At 68.1% G+C, this 16291-nt stretch carries 13 protein-coding genes and 2 pseudogenes; 4 read left to right on the top strand and 11 right to left on the bottom strand.

Features of this window, described 5'->3' with window-relative positions; translation table 11 throughout:
• The 7 genes from WKI94_RS08825 to WKI94_RS08795 all read right to left on the bottom strand — a co-directional run.
• Nucleotides 1-827, bottom strand: an 827-nt coding sequence (locus WKI94_RS08825) for a hypothetical protein (protein ID WP_337845387.1), incomplete at its 3' end; no start/stop codon positions are given.
• Complete coding sequence (locus tag WKI94_RS08820; protein WP_337845386.1) at nucleotides 824-3310, bottom strand: LPS-assembly protein LptD; 2487 nt, start codon at nucleotides 3308-3310, stop codon at nucleotides 824-826. The genes WKI94_RS08820 and WKI94_RS08825, both read right to left, overlap by 4 nt.
• Nucleotides 3307-4347, bottom strand: a complete 1041-nt coding sequence (locus WKI94_RS08815; RefSeq protein WP_337845385.1) for an LptF/LptG family permease — start codon at nucleotides 4345-4347, stop codon at nucleotides 3307-3309. Before WKI94_RS08815 ends, WKI94_RS08820 begins: the two co-directional genes overlap by 4 nt.
• Nucleotides 4344-5354: an LptF/LptG family permease gene (locus WKI94_RS08810; RefSeq protein WP_337845384.1), complete on the bottom strand. Its 1011-nt coding sequence runs from the start codon at nucleotides 5352-5354 to the stop codon at nucleotides 4344-4346. Before WKI94_RS08810 ends, WKI94_RS08815 begins: the two co-directional genes overlap by 4 nt.
• A gap of 117 nt (nucleotides 5355-5471) precedes the next feature.
• Nucleotides 5472-5882: a hypothetical protein gene (locus tag WKI94_RS08805; RefSeq protein WP_337845383.1), complete on the bottom strand. Its 411-nt coding sequence runs from the start codon at nucleotides 5880-5882 to the stop codon at nucleotides 5472-5474.
• Between the two features lie 195 nt (nucleotides 5883-6077).
• Nucleotides 6078-7112: an alcohol dehydrogenase family protein gene (locus tag WKI94_RS08800; RefSeq protein ID WP_337845382.1), complete on the bottom strand. Its 1035-nt coding sequence runs from the start codon at nucleotides 7110-7112 to the stop codon at nucleotides 6078-6080.
• The gene (locus WKI94_RS08795; RefSeq protein WP_337845381.1) at nucleotides 7109-7501 is read right to left on the bottom strand and encodes an SCP2 sterol-binding domain-containing protein; all 393 of its coding nucleotides are present in this window, start codon (nucleotides 7499-7501) and stop codon (nucleotides 7109-7111) included. Before WKI94_RS08795 ends, WKI94_RS08800 begins: the two co-directional genes overlap by 4 nt.
• A gap of 49 nt (nucleotides 7502-7550) precedes the next feature.
• Between WKI94_RS08795 and WKI94_RS08790 the strand changes: the two genes are divergently transcribed.
• Nucleotides 7551-7976 (top strand): hypothetical protein, encoded by a 426-nt coding sequence (locus WKI94_RS08790; RefSeq protein ID WP_337845380.1) that lies wholly within the window; start codon nucleotides 7551-7553, stop codon nucleotides 7974-7976.
• Here the strand turns inward: WKI94_RS08790 and hrpB are convergent.
• Nucleotides 7973-10252: an ATP-dependent helicase HrpB gene (hrpB, locus tag WKI94_RS08785; RefSeq protein WP_337845379.1), complete on the bottom strand. Its 2280-nt coding sequence runs from the start codon at nucleotides 10250-10252 to the stop codon at nucleotides 7973-7975. The genes WKI94_RS08790 and hrpB overlap by 4 nt on opposite strands.
• Nucleotides 10253-10366: 114 nt before the next feature.
• Nucleotides 10367-12271: a DNA topoisomerase subunit B gene (locus WKI94_RS08780; protein WP_337845378.1), complete on the bottom strand. Its 1905-nt coding sequence runs from the start codon at nucleotides 12269-12271 to the stop codon at nucleotides 10367-10369.
• A gap of 101 nt (nucleotides 12272-12372) precedes the next feature.
• Here WKI94_RS08780 and WKI94_RS08775 point away from each other — a divergent pair, with 101 nt between their 5' ends.
• Nucleotides 12373-12759 carry a hypothetical protein gene (locus WKI94_RS08775; protein ID WP_337845377.1) on the top strand — a complete coding sequence of 129 codons (387 nt, stop codon included), beginning with the start codon at nucleotides 12373-12375 and terminating at the stop codon, nucleotides 12757-12759.
• Between the two features lie 45 nt (nucleotides 12760-12804).
• On the opposite strand, the gene WKI94_RS08770 is transcribed toward WKI94_RS08775, so the two are convergent.
• Both WKI94_RS08770 and WKI94_RS08765 read right to left on the bottom strand, forming a co-directional pair.
• Nucleotides 12805-13968: a TaqI-like C-terminal specificity domain-containing protein gene (locus tag WKI94_RS08770; protein WP_337845376.1), complete on the bottom strand. Its 1164-nt coding sequence runs from the start codon at nucleotides 13966-13968 to the stop codon at nucleotides 12805-12807.
• Nucleotides 13965-15149 carry a glycine C-acetyltransferase gene (locus tag WKI94_RS08765; RefSeq protein ID WP_337845375.1) on the bottom strand — a complete coding sequence of 395 codons (1185 nt, stop codon included), beginning with the start codon at nucleotides 15147-15149 and terminating at the stop codon, nucleotides 13965-13967. Before WKI94_RS08765 ends, WKI94_RS08770 begins: the two co-directional genes overlap by 4 nt.
• Before the next feature lie 104 nt (nucleotides 15150-15253).
• Between WKI94_RS08765 and WKI94_RS08760 the strand changes: the two are divergent.
• A pseudogene (locus WKI94_RS08760) lies at nucleotides 15254-16140 on the top strand (DUF4032 domain-containing protein).
• Nucleotides 16141-16169: 29 nt separating this feature from the next.
• Nucleotides 16170-16291: pseudogene (locus WKI94_RS08755) on the top strand (GntR family transcriptional regulator); the annotation flags it as partial.

Below are 16291 nucleotides of genomic sequence, written 5' to 3'. Positions count from 1 at the left end.
AAGGTCTCTTGGGGCCCGGAGTCCCTGGGCTCCAGGACCTGGAAGCCCCGGCCGAAGGCCACCAGGCCCACCACCGGGTCCAAGGCCAGGCGGGCTTCCCCAAGCCCGTCCCCCAGGACCTTCCGGCTCTGGAGGGCCTCCCCTTGGAGGGTGTAGAGGCGCACCTCCGTGGCCGTGGGCCCAAGGCCGAGAAGCCGGCCCCGGCTCCCGTCCGCCCGGAGGTCCCAGGGGTTTCCGAGAAGGGGGGCATCCAGCCCCCTTTCCAGGGCCGGGGTGCCGGAGGGGTCTTGGGCTGGGCGGTAGCCCATGGCCTCCCCCGTGAGGTAAGCCAGGAGGTCCTGCCCGCCCATGGGAAGAAGGGCCAGGCGGCTGGAGGAGGGGAGGCCGGTAAGGTCCGCCTCCCCTTGGGCGCTGGGGTCGGGCAGGGGGAAGAGGAAGGCCTTTCCCGCGCTTGGGCAGTGGGCGAGAAGGGCCCTTTGCCCAAGGCGCAGGTAGCCCCCGGTGCAGTCCGCCCCTGGGGGTAAGGGGGCTACCTGGGGTGTGCCCTGGGGAGCGGCGCTTGCGCTGAAGCCGGAGGTTTCGTAGGCCTCGAGGCGGTCCGGGAAGAGCAGATAGAGCCTCCAGAAGCCTTGGCTATAGGCCAGGTCCTGCAGCTCCGGGACCGTCCAGGTGGCCACGGGGGAGGGGGCGCTTCCCTGGAGGTCTGCCGTACGGTAGAAGGCCACCTCCCCCTCGCCTCCTGCGGCCAGGAGGGCGGGGAGGGCCGGCTCCTGGCTTCCCGTGCAGGCGGCAAGGAAAAGGGAAAGGAGCCAAAGGGCGCGCTTCATGGGGTGGTACCTCCTAGCCGGATGCCCTCCTCGGAAAGGAGCACCCCCGCGGCCTCCCCCCCGTAGAGAAAAGCCAGGCTCACGCTCCCCTTAGCGGCATCTACGGTGAAGCGGAAGGCCCAGCAGCACCGGTCCAAGGTGACGATGAACTTGGGTTTGAGGGGGGTGCCGGGGAGGTCTTGGGTGAGGAGGGCGGAGAGGTGGAGCTTGGTGTTTTCCCGCCCCAGGAAGGTGAAGGTGGGGCCGAAGTTCCTCAAGAAGAGGGTGTACCCCTCGGGGCGGCTGGGGGCGCGGGCGTAGGAGAGCCCCCCTGAGAAGGCCAGGCCGGGAAGGCCTGGGGCCTCCCCTTCCGGGGGCATGGGGTCCCAAAGCTCCGCCCCGCCGCTGAAGGTCAGGTCCTTGAGGTAGACCGCCCCGTCCTCCACCTCGGGCAGGTGGAGGTTGGCCTGGAGGCGGAAGCCCACCTCGGGGGTGAAGGTGCTGGCGGAGAGGCGGAGGTTGGTGTCCCGGAAGCCTTCCTGAATCTTGCCCAAAAGGGCCGCCTCCCAAAGGGGCCCCGGGGCCAGCCCAGAGCGGAAGGTGAGGGTGTAGTTGGCCCGGGCCGGGTCCAAGGCCAGCTGCAGGGCTAGGCTTTCCGGGCCCCAAAGGGCCTGGCCTTGGAGGGCGAGGGTGTTTTTGGTCCAGTCCCGCTGGGCCTGGAGGGCGTAGGCCTCCTGGCCCTCCCTTAGGTTCAGGCTGAAGGCAGTGGTGAGGGCCCCTTCCCCGTTCAGGCCGTGGCGGTGGGTGAGGTTCAGGCTTCCCCCGGCAAGGGCCAGGGCCCCCTGGAGGAGGAGGGGGTCAAAGAGGGCCCGGACGTGATCAAAGCGGAGGCTTGCCCGGAGGGAAAAAGGGTAGGGGGTGAGGCTGCCCTCGAGGCGGGTCTCCAGGGGGCCCTCCCCCAAAAGCCCCCGCTTGTGGTAGAGGGCCAGGCTGTACCCCCGGTCCTGGAGCCGGGCCTCGGCTTCCAGGGGCAGGTAGGCCCCCTTTTCCAGGTCCCGCCCCCCTTTCAGGGCAAGGGCCAGGGGCCTTTCCTGGAAGCCTAGGCCTAAGGTGGCCTGGTGGGTGCGCCTTTGGGGCAGGGCGTCAAAGCGGAAGGGGCTTTCCCCCTCCTGGACACTCCTGAGGTAGCCCGCCTCCAGGCTAAACCCCCCGAGGGCCTGGCGGAAGCTGGCCCGGCTGGTCCAGTCCACCTGGCGCTCCAGCTCCCCATCCGGGTTCGCGGTGGTGTAGTAGTACCCGCGGAAGGCGTTCTCCGCGCTGAAGCGCCCCCCCTGCCAGGGGGTGAGGGTGAGGCTTTCGCTGTGGCTAAAAAGGGCCCGCCCCGCCCCCGCGTAGGGCCCAAGGGCCCGGGCGGAGCGGTTTAGGGGGTTGGTCTCCGCCTCGTAGTAGCCCAGGAGGAGGCCCGCTTGGAGGCGGAAGGGGCCCTCCTGCAGGGGGGGGCCTTGCGCCTCCAGCTCGGGGAGGCGCTTTAGGGTCCTGGGCGGCGGGGTGGCGGGGTCGTGGTCCAGGAAGCCCTCGAGGCGCAGGGCGTAGCGCCAGTCTGTGGGCTTGGGCGTGCCCGGAAGGAGGGCCTCTAGGCGGAAACGGGAGAGTTTCTCCCGGGTGTCGTCCCGCTCCAAAAGGACGCCTAGGGCGAACTCCGGCCGCTTCAGGCCGTACTCCCCCCGGTACTGGAAGGTGTCCGGGGGGGTGTGGAGGAAGAAGTAGCGCTCCTTGGCCTCCCCCACCCCGAAGTGGTCAAATCCGAACCCGTAGCCTCGGCCCTGGTAGTAGTGGAGGAGGGTGAAGCCCAGGCCCAGCTCGCCCGCGTAGGGCAGGGCGGCCTTGAAGTAGACCCTCCCCTCGTCCTGGCCCACCTCGAGGCGGGGCCGGCGTTCGGAAAGGAAGAGGAGGAGCACGGGGAGCTCCAGGAGGGGCTTTTCCTGAAAGAGGAGGGTGACCTTACGGGCCACCACCCTATCCCCGGGGTAGAGGACCACCTCCTCCGCCCGGAAGGCGTAGTCCGGCACCTCTTGCCCGCACCCCGCGCACGGGGTGGCGTACCCCTTCTGGAGGAGGATGGCCCCCGCGGCCCGTTGGCAAAGGGGCCCCGTGAGGAGGAGGCCCTTGGCCTCTATGCGCACCTCCAGGGCATCAAAGGACTCGTCCTCCAGGTCCAGCTGGAGCTCCTCCGCCTCTATCCTCCGCCCTTCCCGGTCCTGGTAGCGCACCCCCTCCATGAGGTAAAGCTTCCTCCGGGTGCGGTTGTAAACCACCCGCCTGGCCTCTATCCGCTCCCCCTCCCGCTCCAGGCGCACGGGGTTCCCCACCAGGACATAGACCTCCTCCTCGCCCTCCTCCCTCAGCTCCAGCCTCTCCGCCGAGACCACCTTAAGCACCCGCCCTTCCTGGGCCAAGGCGGGGAGGAGAAGGCAGAGGAGGCAGAGGTAGAGGAGGCCCCTCACCGCTTACCCCCGAGGAAAAGGAGGAGCCCCAGTAGGCCGAAAAGGAGGTTGGGCCCCCAGGCGGCGAGCACGGGGTCCAGGGCGTTCTGCTCCCCCATGATGCGGGCCACGCTCCAGGTGGCGTAGTAGAGGAAGGTGAGGACCGCCACCCCCACAAACCCCAGGCTCCGGGAGCCCGAGAGGAGGAAAAAGGCGAGCCCCACGGCGAAGAGGGCGAAGACCGGGCTGGCAAAGGGCTCGGCGAAGCGGCGGTGGAAGGTGGTGGCCTCGAGGCCCGCCTTGAGCCCCAGGGCCCTCAGGCGTTCCACCTCCTTCCGAAGCTCGGCCAAAGGCATGCGGTTGGCCGGGTTGGGCCAAGGGTCAAAGGTGAGGTCCTTTAGCACGAGCTCCCCCTGCTGGAAACGGGCCAGGGTCCTGGGCCTTGCCCCCTGGTAGGTTACCCTTAGGCCCTCCTCCACCTCCAGCACCCCGCCCCTAAGCCGCCCCCGCTCCGCCAAGAGAACCTCCCCTGGGGAGAGGAGCCGAAGCTCCCCGATCTCCTCCCCCACCTTTCCCACGTAGACCACCCGCCCCCGGGCATCCTGGAAGGCGGCCCCCGGGGTGAGGAGGGCCCGGGGGCGTTCCAGCACCGTGCGCCTCAGAAGGTCCTGCCCCTGGGCGAGGGCCCTCGGCACCAGGCTTTCCCCCAGGGCGAAGCCCAAAAGCCCCAGGAAAACCCCAAAGCCCAGGAAGGGGAGGAGGACCCGGCCCCGGGGAACCCCCAGGGCCAAAAGGGCCTTGAGCTCCCCGTCCTCCGCCAGGTGGAAGAGGAGGAGGAGGAGGGCGAAGAGGTAGGCCACCGGTGCCCCCCGCACCAGGGCCTCCGGGGTGCGGTAGGCCAGGTAGAGGAGGACCGCCTTAGGGTCTGCCCCCTTGGCCACCAGGGGGGCCAGGACCTCGTAGACCGCCCCCGCCAGGAAGAGGAGGACGATGGCGGCTAAGCCCCCCAGGAAGGGGGGAAGGACCTCCCGGATAAGGTAACGGTCCAGGGTCTTCACCGGAGCCTCCACAGGAGAAACGCCCCAAAGGCCCCGTAGGCCAGGTTGGGGAGGAAGGCCAAGAGGGGATTTACGTCGTAGCGGGCCAGCTGGGCGGTGAGGGTCCAGAAGACGTAGTACCCGAAGATGAGGAGGACCACCCCCAGCACCGCCCAAGCGGCCTCCCTCAGGGAAAGGCCCAAGGCAGCGGCCACCAGCCCCAAAAAGAAGCCTCCAAGGGCATCCGAGAGGCGGCGGTAGAGGGCAAAGTGGGCCCCGGGCTCCACCTCCATGCGGGCAATGAGCTCTCCTAGGGTGCTGGAATCGTAGGGGTCGCGGGAGCCCAGGCTCTCCTTGGGCTGGAAGTGGGCGGGAAAGGGGAGGATGCCGGAGAAGGGCCTGGGTTTTCCCCCCTCCAGCACGTAGCCCTTAAGGTGCCATCCCTTTTCGTCCCACGTCCCTTCCTCCGCGCCGTAGATCCGCCCCTCCCTGTCCACCACCCGCACCCCAAGAAGCCGGTTCGCTTTTTCCCCCGGCCAGACCTCCTCCGTGTAGTAGACCCCAAGCCCTGGGGGGGCGTAGACCTGCTTGCGGAGCACGACCTGGGCTCCACTTTCCCCGTAGAGGAGGCGGCCTAAGAGGGCATCGTAGGCGGAAAGGGCCTGAGGTCTGACCTCGGCCAGGTTGTAGAGGTTCAAGAAGCTCACCAAAAGGGCGAGGCTCAAAAGGGGTTTTAAGAGGGCCAGAGGAGGTACCCCCCCTGCGTAGGCCGCCTTGAGCTCCGAGCTGCGGATGAGGCGGGCCAGGCCTATGAGGAAGGCGAAGACCAGGGCCAAGGGCAGGGCGAGGCTTAGGGTCCAGGGCAGGCGGTAGAGGACCAGGAGGGCGATCTCCTTTACCCCCACCCCCCGGGCCAAGAGGAAGCCCGAGAGGCTGGAAAGGAGGTCCAGGGTGAGGAGGGCCACAAAGAGGAAGACCCCCACCAGGTAGGGCAGGAGGACTTCCTTAAGGAGGTAGCGCCCCAGCACCAGGCCAAGTATACGGAGCCTGGATGAGAAACGCTGAGGGCCTGCCAGCCCGGGGGAAGGAGGGAAGGGGAGGTCTTGGGTTCCTCCCCTGGGCTTGGTGGCCCCAGGGGTCCCTGCTTAAGCGGGGGCGATGACGTGGATCACGGGGAGGCCAAAGCGCTCGGCCTGGGTGTGCACGTCCAGCCTGAGCCAGCGGGAAAGCCCTGGGGGCAGGGTGGAGAGCACGATGGCCTGGTAAGCCCCAGGATGGGCGGAAAGCTCCTCCTCTAGGGCCAAAAGGGGGGAGATGTCCCCCGGCTTAGCCTCCCCTATGGGGATCCCCTGGGCCTTTAGGGTCTCCTCGGCTGCCCTGGCCTCCTCCTCCGCCCGCCGGCGGACCTCCGCTTCCTCGTACACCCAGCCCGGGGGAGGTTGGGCAGGAACGAGAAGGACAAAGTGGGCCTCGGGGTCCTTCTCCAGGATCTCCCGGAGCTTGGCCGCCAGGGCCGGGCTTTTAGCCGTGCGGTGGGCCACCACTAGGTAGCGCATGGCGCACCTCCTTTTCCTCAGGCTAAGGGCGGGGGAGAGGGCCGAAGGGAAAGGGACTCACGATTTTTCCGGATTGGATACGAAAAACCTCCAACCCACCCCATCCAAACCCCTTGCCCACTGCCTTTGCTGCATAGCACTTTACATAGGGGTAAAGGGCGGTAAAATAAAGAAGTCAAGCCCAGAAGAAACCGGCTACGGTACCAGGGCCACCTTGGTGGCTTTCCGCTCGTGGAAGAGCCGGTACCCCTCCGGGGCCTCGGAGAGGGGTAGGCGGTGGCTGAAGACGAAGCTTCCCTTTAGCCGCCCCACCCGCTCTAAGGCCAGGACCTCCCCGATGTACCGAGGGATGTTGGCCAGGGCGCTCCTTAGGGTAAGCCCGCGGCTAAAGGCCGCAAGCCACGGGTAGTCTAGCTTCTCCGCCGTAGGCACCCCCAGGCTGGAGACCACGCCCCCAGGGGCGGCCAGCTTCAGGGCAGTCTTTAGGGCCTCCCCATCCCCCCCCACGGCCTCCACCACCAGCTCGGCCCCAAGCCCCTCCGTGGCCTGGCGCACCTGGGCGATGGGGTCTTGGGCCTTGGGGTTTAAGGGGATGCTTCCCAGGGCACGGGCCTTCTCCAGGCGAGCCTCCTCCGGGTCTATGGCGAAGACCATCCCCGCCCCCAGGGCGTGGGCCACCGCCTGGGCCAGGAGCCCCACCGGCCCCGAGCCCACTACGGCCACGCTCATCCCTGGGGCGAGGAAGGGCCGCACCCCCCCGTAGGCCGTGGTGAGGATATCCCCCGCCAGGATGGCCTCCTCCGCGGGCAGGTCCCCGATGGGGAAGAGGCTGGTGCGGGCGAAGGGCACCCGCACCCGCTCCGCCTGGGCCCCCTGGAGGTTCCCCAGGGCCAGGCCGAAGCCGTAGACCCCTCCCTTTAAGCAGGCGAAGAACTGCCCCCGGCGGCAGGCCGGGCAGTCGCCGCAGGCCACCTGGAAGCTGCCCACCACCCTCTCCCCCACGGCAAAGGGGACCAGCGGGCCCTTTTTCACGATCCGCCCCACGAACTCGTGCCCGAGGACCGTGCCCGGCAGGACCCCCGCGATCTTGCCGTGGTAGATGTGCAGGTCCGAGCCGCAGATGGCGGCGAGCTCCACCTCCACGATGGCGTCGGTGTCCTCCTGGAGGCGGGGTTCCTCCACCTCCTCCACCGCCACCTGGAAGGGGCCTTGGTAGACCACGGCCTTCATGCCACCTCCCGGGCCACCCGGACCAACTCCTGCGCGGCCTGGGCGTAGGGGGCCAGGGCGGCGATGGAGCCCTTCTTGAGCTCCAAGAACCCCCGCATGAGGGCGGTGAGGGGCTCGAGGCGCCCTTCCAGCACCTCTTGCCAGGTGGCCAGGTCGGCTTCCAGGACGAAGTCCGCTTCCGCCTCCCCCTCCACCACCCTCACCCCCCGGCAGGCCCCGTGCCAGAGGTCTAAAACCACGGCCGCCCCGTGGGGAAACCCCGCCCCTGGGTCTGGGCGCACCGCCAGGGCCAGGGAACCCTCCCAGGTGCTGGCCGCCTTCCTATAGGCTTCGCTCTCGTTGAGCTTTTGGCAGTAGGCCTGGGCCCAAGCTTCCCCGAAAAGCTTCATGGCTTCCCCCTTTGCACCGAGTATAAGCTCATCCTGGTAGGCTTGGGAAGTGGTCTACCTCCTGGACCTCTCCGGGGTCTACTGCGAGCCGGTGGAGCCCCACCTCCTCCGCCTCCTTGCTGAGGCCAGCGGGGAGCCCCTCTTTTACGTTTCCGAGGCCTTTTACGGGCTTCTTCCCCGCCTGAAGGCAGAGGGCCCCTCCGTCCTGGAGGCCCTTTTCCCTGGGGCTTCCCGCCTCTATCCAAAGGCCTTCCAAGCCCGGGCCCGTGCCTTCCCCGAGCCCTTCCACCTGGTTTCGGACCTACCCCCGCCCGAGGGGCTTTCCGCCTTCTTCCACCCGGATAAGCTCGCCGCGGTGCGCCTCGCCCTGGAAGCCCTCGGGCTTTCCCCTAAGGCGGTGCGCTACCTGGATGACAATCCCCTTTGGGTGGAAAGGGTCCGGGGGCTCGGGGTGGAGGCGGAGCTCTTCCTCTAGGGGGTTTCCGGCCAGGCGTGCTTGGGGTAGCGGCGCATGAGCTCTTTCCGGACCGCGGGGTAGGTCCTTTCCCAAAACCCCTTCAGGTCCTGGGTCACCTGCACGGGCCGGCCCGCGGGGGAGAGGAGTTCCAGGGTCACCGGCACCCGCCCCTCCAGCACCCTTGGGGTTTCCCTGAGGCCGAAGGCCTCCTGGATGGGGAGGCGGAGCACCGGGCCTTCCTCCCGGTAGAGGAGGCGCTTTTTCCGCCCGGAGGGGAGGAGGAGGTTTTCTGGGGCCAGCCGGTCCAAAAGGGCCGCCTTCGCCCCCAAAAGCCCATGGAGGATAGCCCTCCAGGGGAGGGCCTCTAGGTCCTCCTTTCTCCGCACCCCTTCCGTGTAGGGGAGGAGCCAGGTGAGGTCTTGTAGAAGGGCCTCGTCGGAGAGGTCGGGCAGGTCCACCCCCTGCGCCCTTAGGAAGGCCACCCGGGCCCTAAGCCCCTCCGCTTCCCCCAGGGGAAGCCCCCCTTTCAGGGCCTCCCTTAGGGCTTCTTCCGTGGGGGGGCCGGGGTCCATGGGGGTTCTTTCCAGCGCCAAGGCCCCAAGCCGCCGTTCCCGGTAGCCCACCCACCGCCCCCCTTCCCACCCCCGCCGGCCCTCCTCCCGGGCCAGCGGGAGGAGGTCTTCTCGGGCCAGGGGGGCCATGAGGAGGACCCGCCCCTCCCGTTCCCCAAGCTCGGCCCCTGGGGCCACCAGGTAGGGGGGGCCGTCTTCGGGAAGGCGCACCGCCCGGCCACTTGCAAGCCGGTAGCGGCCCGGGGCGGCCCTTTCCCCCACCCGGTCGGGGTAGGCGTAGAGGAGGAGCCGCCCCACCTCCTCGGGGTGGGGGAGGGCCCTTAGGGGCGGGACGCCAAACCGCCTCCGCCATAGGGCGGAGACCCTTTCCAGGGCCTGGAAAGGCCCCCCTTCCCCCCGCCTGGCCCTAAGGAGGCCCTCGAGGCGGAGCTGGAGGTCGGGCTCCCCTTCCAAGGGGTCCCGCTCCTCCAGGATGGCCAAAAGGTCCGCCGCCAGGGGGAGGAGGCCGAGCTCCCGGGCGGCCAGCACCATCCGCCCAAGCCTCGGGTGGGTGGGGAGGGCGAGGAGGGCTTGGCCCAGGGGGGTAAGCGCCTCCCCCTCCACCGCCCCAAGGAGGCGGAGGAGCTCCCAGGCCGCCTCCAAGGCCCCCTTGGGGGGCGGGGTGGGGAGGGGGAGGTCTTCCAGCCTTTCCCCAAGGCCCAAGGCGAGGAGGAGGGCTTGGGCCAGGTCCGTCTCCAGGATCTCCGGCCGCTTGGGGGGGAAGGCCCCTTGGGGGTAGAGGCGGTACACCTTCCCTGGCCCCTCCCGTCCCGCGCGCCCCGCCCGCTGCAGGGCGGACTCCTCGGGGATGGGGACCACCGTGAGGCGGCTTAGGCCGGTCCTGGGGTCAAAGCGGGGCCTCTTGGCTAGCCCCGTATCCACCACCCGCCGCACCCCGGGGAGGGTGAGGCTGGTCTCGGCCACGTCCGTGGCCAGGACGATCCGCCTGGGCCCCGGGCGGAGGAGGGCGGCCTGCTCCGAAAGGGGAAGCCCCCCGTGGAGGGGGTAGGTGGGGAGGTCCTCGAGGAGCCTTTGGGTGCGGGCGATCTCCCCCTTGCCGGGAAGGAAGACCAAAACGCTTCCTTCCCCCTCCAGGAAGGCCTTCCTGGCGTAGCGGGCCGCGAGGGCCTCCATGGGCCCTTGGGGGCGATTCAGGTGGTGGACCTCCACGGGGTAGGGCCTCTCCGCCACCTCCAGGACCTGGCCCATCCGCTCCATGAGGGCCTCATCCGGGGTGGCGGAGAGGAGGGCGAGGCGCAGCTCCGGCCGGAGGAGGGCTTGGACCCTAAGGAGAAGGCCCAAGGCCAGGTCGGTTTCCAGGTGCCGCTCGTGGGCCTCGTCCAGGAGGACGACGGAGACCCCTTCCAGGGTGGGGTCTTTTAGGAGAAGCTGGAGGAGGAGGCCCTCGGTGAGGACGAGGAGGCGGGTCTTGGGGCCCTCCCGGCTCTCGAGGCGCACCCTGTACCCCACGGTCCCCCCCAAGGGTTCCCCTAGATTTTCCGCAAGCCGCAGGGCCACCGCCCGGGCCGCGAGCCGCCGGGGCTCGGAGAGGAGGATCCTCCCCGGAAAGGCCTTCAGGAGGGCTAAGGGGAAGAGGGTGGACTTCCCCGTCCCGGGCGGCGCCTTGAGGAGGAGGCGGGGGTGGCGCTTGAGCCTTTCTACCCCTTCCCCTATCCAATCCATCCTTTCTCCCAAGGCCCCCTAAGCCTTAGAGGGGGGAGGCGCAGGACAAGCCGCCAGGCTACCTTCACCGTTTGTTCTGGGGCCTCCGCGGAAGCGAAAGCTTCCCCGGGGTACCTAGATGTCCAGCTCGGCGTAGCGGGCGTGCTCCTCAATGAACTCCCGCCTAGGGGCCACCTTCTCCCCCATGAGCCTCTCAAAGAGCTCGCTGGCCTCGAGGGCATCCTTGAGCTCCACCCGCTTCAGAACCCGCTTTTCCGGGTTCATGGTGGTTTCCCAAAGCTGCTCGGGGTTCATCTCCCCAAGGCCCTTAAAGCGCTGGACCTCGTAGGGCTTCCCATTAAGCTCCTTAAGGCGGGCCTGGAGCTCCTCGTCGGAGTAGAGGTACTCCACCTTTTTCCCCACCTGCAGGCGGTAGAGGGGGGGTTGGGCGATGTAGACGTAGCCACCCTCAATGAGGGGGCGCATGTAGCGGTAGAAGAAGGTGAGGAGGAGGGTGCGGATGTGGCTCCCGTCCACGTCCGCGTCGGTCATGATGATGATCTTGTGGTAGCGGAGGCCCTCCAGGTCAAAGTGGGCCTCGTCCCCCGTGCCCATGATCCCGGCCCCGATGGCCGCCACCATGGCCCGCACCTCGGCGTTCTTCAGGGCCTTGGAAAGCCCTGCTTTCTCCACGTTGAGGATCTTGCCCCTTAGGGGGAGGATGGCCTGGAAGCGCCGGTCCCGCCCCTGCTTAGCGCTTCCCCCGGCGGAGTCCCCCTCCACGATGAAAAGCTCCGCCTCCTCCGGGTTTTCCATCTGGCAGTCCGCGAGCTTTCCGGGAAGGTCGTCGGACTCCAGGGGGTTCTGCCGCCTCACCAGCTCCCTTGCCTTCCTGGCCGCCTCCCGGGCCTGGGCTGCCCTGAGGGCCTTCTCGTAGACCAGCTTGGCCAGGCGGGGGTTTTCCTCGAGGGCTTCCATGAGCTTCTCGTAGACCACCTGGCTCACCGCGCTCTCCGCCTCGGGGTTTAAAAGCTTCCCCTTGGTCTGGCCCTCAAACTGGGGCTGTGGGAGCTTCACGCTCACCACCGCGTAGACCCCTTCCAAGAGGTCGTCCCCCGTGGGCTGAGGGCCCTTCTCCTTGTTGAGCCCCGCCCGCTTGGCGTACTGGCCCAGGGCGCGGGTGTAGGCCTTTTTGAAGCCGGTGAGGTGGGTGCCCCCGTCCCGGGTGGGGATCATGTTGGCGTAGGTGAGGATCTCCGTGGTGTAGCCTTGGGTGTAGACCAGGCCCACCTCCACCTCCACGTCCCCCTCGCCCCCCCGGAGGAAGAAGGGCTTTTCGCTAAGAAGGGTTTCCCCCTCGGCCAAGGCCTTGGCGAAGGAGGCCACCCCCCCCTTGTCAAAGAAGGTCTCCTCCCGGCCGTGGACCCGGTCGTGGAAGTGAAGCTTGAGCCCCGCCACCAGGTAGCTCACCTCCCGCAGGCGGGCCCGGATTTTGCTCGGGTCAAAGCGGAGGTCCCCGAAGATCAGAGGGTCGGGCTTGAAGGTGACCCGGGTGCCCCGCTTGCCCTTGGCCTCCCCCACCACCCTTAGAGGTTCCGTGACCTCCCCGCGGCTGAAGGCGATGCGGTGGTGCTTGCCCTCGCGGAAGACCTCCACCACCGTCCACTCGGAAAGGGCGTTCACCACGCTGGCCCCCACCCCGTGGAGGCCGCCTGAGACCTTGTAGGCCCCGGCCTCAAACTTGCCCCCCGAGTGCAGGGTGGTGTAGATGACCTCCACCGCGGGCTTCCCCTCCTCGGGCATGAGGTCCACGGGGATGCCCCGGCCGTTGTCCTCCACGGTGAGGGAGAAATCGGGGTTCAGCGTGACCCAGATCTCCGTGGCGTAGCCCGCCAGGGCCTCGTCCACGGCGTTGTCCAGGATCTCCTTAAAGAGGTGGTGGTACCCCTCCACCCCCGTGCCCCCGATGTACATGGCCGGGCGGTGGCGCACCCCTTCCAGCCCCTTGAGCACCTTGATGGCCGAAGCGTCGTAGCTCACAACCTCTATTCTAGCACAAACCCCTTCCGTACGGGAAAGAAGCCCGGGAAACCTCGGGGTTTTGTGGACTCATTTCGTACGATATCCCCTATCCTGGGGGCATGGCGTGGGGCGTCTTTCTCCACGGGCTTTTGGGTCTTCTCCTCCTGGTGGGCCTACCCTTGCTGGCCCTGGCGGCCTTGCCGGGGTTCGTGCGGCCCCTTCCCCCTGGGGTTTACCGGGGGGTGCGGGCCTTGGCCTGGGTGGCCATCCTCCAGGTCCTCCTGGGGTTTCTCCTCTTCTTCTTGGGCCTGAGGCCCAAGGAGGGGATCCACCTCCTTTACGGCCTCCTGCTGGCCGCGGGGCTCCACTACCTGGGGGGCCTCGAGCCCGGGGGGTGGTTCCACCGGGGCCTGAAAGACCCCCCCAGGCGCCCCGAGGTCTACGTGGCCTTGGGCCTCCTTTTTGCCCTGGGGCTTGGGCTTAGGGCCTACTTCACAGGCCGCTAGGCCAGTGGCCCCTGGGAGAAAGCCCCACCGGCCGGGCGGGGGTGTTTAGAGGAGGTCCCGGGGGATGGGGAAGTGGACCAGCATGCTCCGGGTGAGGTGGGGTACCGTGTCCCGATACAGCCCCCGATAGTAGGCCTGGGCTAGGGGTCCGTTGAGGTACTCCACCAGGGCTTCGGCCTTGAGAGGGGGGGCCTCGAGCCTGGGCAGGAGGTGGAACTCCTCCCGCCAGGGGTAGGCCCTCTCGTCGAAGGCCGCCACCACCCTGCCGTGGCGGGTGTGGCCCACCACCAGATGGGGGAGGGTGTAAAAGGGCTTGAGGAGGCCTGCCCTCTCCTTGGGAAAGTAGAAGCCGGAGTAGGGGGTTTCGTAGTCGATCGCTCCTGGCTTGAGGTTGCGGCCCGTGAGGATCGGGACCAGGCCCGGTCCCGGCACGGTGCGGGTGAGGGGGTGGCGCTTGAGCTCGGGGCTCCTTGCGGCGAAGCGGATTTCGAAGAGCTCGCCTAGGGGCACGCCCTCCCGCTCCAGTGCCATGGCCTCGGGATGGGGGAAGCGTACCATCTCCCCCTGCCAATCCGGGTTTACCAGGAGCTCCTCTTCAAAGCCCTGGTAGAGCTTGAGCCCCTTTTTCCCCTTGATGAACCGGAGCACCGTGGCCCGCACCTTGAGCCCGGGGAAGGCCCGGCCCAGGTAGAAGACCTCCAAGGCACCTTCCCGGGCCAGGAAGCGCCTTAGGCGGCTGAACTCGTCCAGGACCATCCAGCCCGCAGGCACCACGTAGACCAAAACCCCACCAGGGGCTAGAAGCCGCACCCCCTGCTCCAGGAAGGCCCCGTAGAGGTTGTAGCGCCCGTACCAAGTGGAAAAGCGCTTTCGGTACGACACGCGCTCCTCCGGGCTGAGGTGGATCCCGGCCCCGGGGGCCCCGTAGGGGGGGTTGGCCAGGATGAGGTGGAAGGGCCCCCCCTGGAAGTCCAGGAAGTCCCCCAGGTGCACCTCGGCGAAGGGGGGAGGGTCCAGGGCCTCGAGGAAGCGCTCCACCCCCACGAAGCGGAACCCCTCCCCATAGGCCTCCCGGAAGGCCCGGAGGAAGGAGCAGCTTCCGCACCCCGCCTCCAGCACCCATAGGCCCCTGGCCCAGGGGCGGGCCAGGGCCACCATCCGGGCCACCAGCTCCGGGGGGGTGGGTACCTGGCCCTGGGCCCGCCTCATATCACGCCAAGCCTCCGCCCCACCTTCTCGTAGGCTGAAAGGGCCCGGTCCAGCATCTCCTTGGTGTGGGCGGCGGTGACGATGTTGCGGATCCTGGCCTTCCCCCGGGGCACGGTGGGGAAGCCAATGCCCACCGCGAAGACCCCCTCCTCTAGGAGCATGCGGCTGGCCTCGAAGGCCGCCTGGGCCTCCCCAAAGAGCACGGGGGTAATGGGGGTTTGGCTGCCCATGGTGTCAAAGCCCAGGCGGGCGAGCTCGGCCTTGAAGTAGCGGGTGTTCTCCCAGAGCCGACCAATCCTTTCGGGCTCCTTCTGCACCAGCTCCAAGGCCGCGAGGAGGGCCCCCACCACCGCTGGGGGGTGGGTGGTGGAGAAGAGGAGGGGCCGGGCTTTGTTCAGGAGGAGCTCCTTCAGCTCTAGGGCTCCGGCCGCGTACCCGCCAATAACCGCCCAGGCCTTGGAAAGGGTGGCCACCTGGATCACGTCTGGGTCTTCATGGAAGCCGAAGTGGTGGACCGTCCCCTCCCCCCTTGCCCCCAAGACCCCGCTCCCGTGGGCATCGTCCACGTAGACCACCGCCCCATAGCGCTTGGCCAGGGGAACGATCCGGTCCAAGGGGGCGATGTCCCCGTCCATGGAGAAGACCCCGTCGGTGACGATGAGCTTGAGGCCATCGGTGTCGTGGGTCTTGAGGAGCTCTTCCAGGTGCTCCACATCCCCGTGGCGGTAGACCAGGCGGGTGGCCTTGGTGAGCCTTAGGCCATCAATGATGGAGGCGTGGTTGAGCTCGTCGGAGAAGACCAGGTCCCCTTCCTTGAGGAGGGCCCCCAATACCCCCTGGTTGGCGGTGAAGCCCGACTGGAAGACCAGGGCGGTCTCCGTGCCCTTGAAGCGGGCCAAGGCCTCCTCCAGCTCCAGGTGGTAGGGGAAGGTGCCGGCGATGGTCCTGACCGCCCCGCTTCCCGCCCCCCACCGTTCCAGGTACTGGCGGGCCTTTTCCTTGAGGTAGGGGTGGTTGGCGAAGCCCAGGTAGTTGTTGGAGGCCAGGTTCACCACCTCCCGTCCCTCCACCCGCGTTATGGGCTCCTGGGGGGCCTCGAGGACCCGGGGGCGGATGTAGAGCCCCTCTGCCTTTAGCCGGGCGATCTCTTCCTCAATCCGGGCCTTCAAGTTCACGCTCACGCCTCCATCTAACGCCGGGGGCTCCCCTTTGTCCAGCCCTTACCCTTTCCTGACCGGGGTGTGCTACCCTGGGAATGGGGCGCTATGGTAGCGCTTCCAAACCCATGGAGACTTGGCAGGCGGAAGCGGAGAAGGAAAGCCTGGAGCTTAGGGCTAAGCTCCACGAGCTCCTCCACCGCTTAAGGGGGGAGCCCAACGCCCTCTTGCCCTTCCAAAAGGCCCTTGCCCTCCGCCCAAAGGGGGAGCACCACCTGGGGCTTAGGACCATTGAGGTGGACCGCATCGTGGGCTCGGTGGACCGCTACGAGGACTTTGACCACCGCTTTCTGCCCAAGACCCCTCACACCCTGGAGCGTTGGAAGCGGCTTAGGACGCTGCAGCTTTCTGGGGTGGAGCTTCCCCCCATTGAGGTCTACCAGGTGGGGGGGCCTACTTCGTCAAGGACGGGAACCACCGGGTGGCCCTGGCCAAGGCCACAGGGCAGAAGTACATGGACGCGGAGGTCATCGCCCTGGAGGTCCCTGTGCCCGTGGAGCCTGGGGACACCCTGAAGGACCTCATCCTCAAGGCGGAGTACGCCCATTTCCTGGAGAAGACCCGGCTTAAGGAGCTCATTCCCGAGGCGGAGGAGATCCGCTTCACCGCCCTAGGCCGCTATGACCTCCTCTTGGACCACATCGCCACCCGGCGCTACTTCAAGGGCCTCGAGGAGAACCGTCCCATCCCCTGGGAGGAGGCGGTGGTGGACTGGTACCGTACCCTCTACCGCCCCACGGTGGAGGCCATCCGCCGCTTGGGCCTCCTCCGAGGCTTCCCCGGGCGTACGGAGGCGGACCTCTACCTTTGGGTCATGGACCACCGCCACTTCCTGGCCCAGGAGCTCGGGGTGGACCCGGGCCTCGAGGCGGCCGCCCGCTCCTACGGGACCCGCTTCAAGCCCTTTTGGAAGCGGCTGGGGGGTGGGCTGAAGGCCCTGGTAGGGTTGCGGTGAGGCCCCTTTGGAGTTATCCTGTATACAGGATGCACGCCCTGGGTTTCCGTCGCCCCAACCAGCTCCGGGAGGCCGTCTACCGCCACCTGAAAGACCTCCTCCTCTTGGGGCGCTTCGCCCCGGGGGAACGGCTTTCCGAGCCCCTCTTGGC

This window comes from Thermus sp., assembly GCF_037444525.1.
Taxonomy (GTDB): Bacteria; Deinococcota; Deinococci; order Deinococcales; family Thermaceae; genus Thermus.
The sequence above is the reverse complement of the archived record's forward strand: the minus strand, read 5'-3'. Positions and strand labels throughout refer to the sequence as shown.

Coding starts and splice junctions, on each gene's coding strand:
- WKI94_RS08805 (WP_337845383.1), bottom strand. CDS start 5,882: ATGCGCTACCTAGTGGTGGCCCACCGCACGGCTAAAAGCCCGGCCCTG.
- WKI94_RS08800 (WP_337845382.1), bottom strand. CDS start 7,112: ATGAAGGCCGTGGTCTACCAAGGCCCCTTCCAGGTGGCGGTGGAGGAG.
- WKI94_RS08795 (WP_337845381.1), bottom strand. CDS start 7,501: ATGAAGCTTTTCGGGGAAGCTTGGGCCCAGGCCTACTGCCAAAAGCTC.
- hrpB (WP_337845379.1), bottom strand. CDS start 10,252: ATGGATTGGATAGGGGAAGGGGTAGAAAGGCTCAAGCGCCACCCCCGC.
- WKI94_RS08775 (WP_337845377.1), top strand. CDS start 12,373: ATGGCGTGGGGCGTCTTTCTCCACGGGCTTTTGGGTCTTCTCCTCCTG.
- WKI94_RS08770 (WP_337845376.1), bottom strand. CDS start 13,968: ATGAGGCGGGCCCAGGGCCAGGTACCCACCCCCCCGGAGCTGGTGGCC.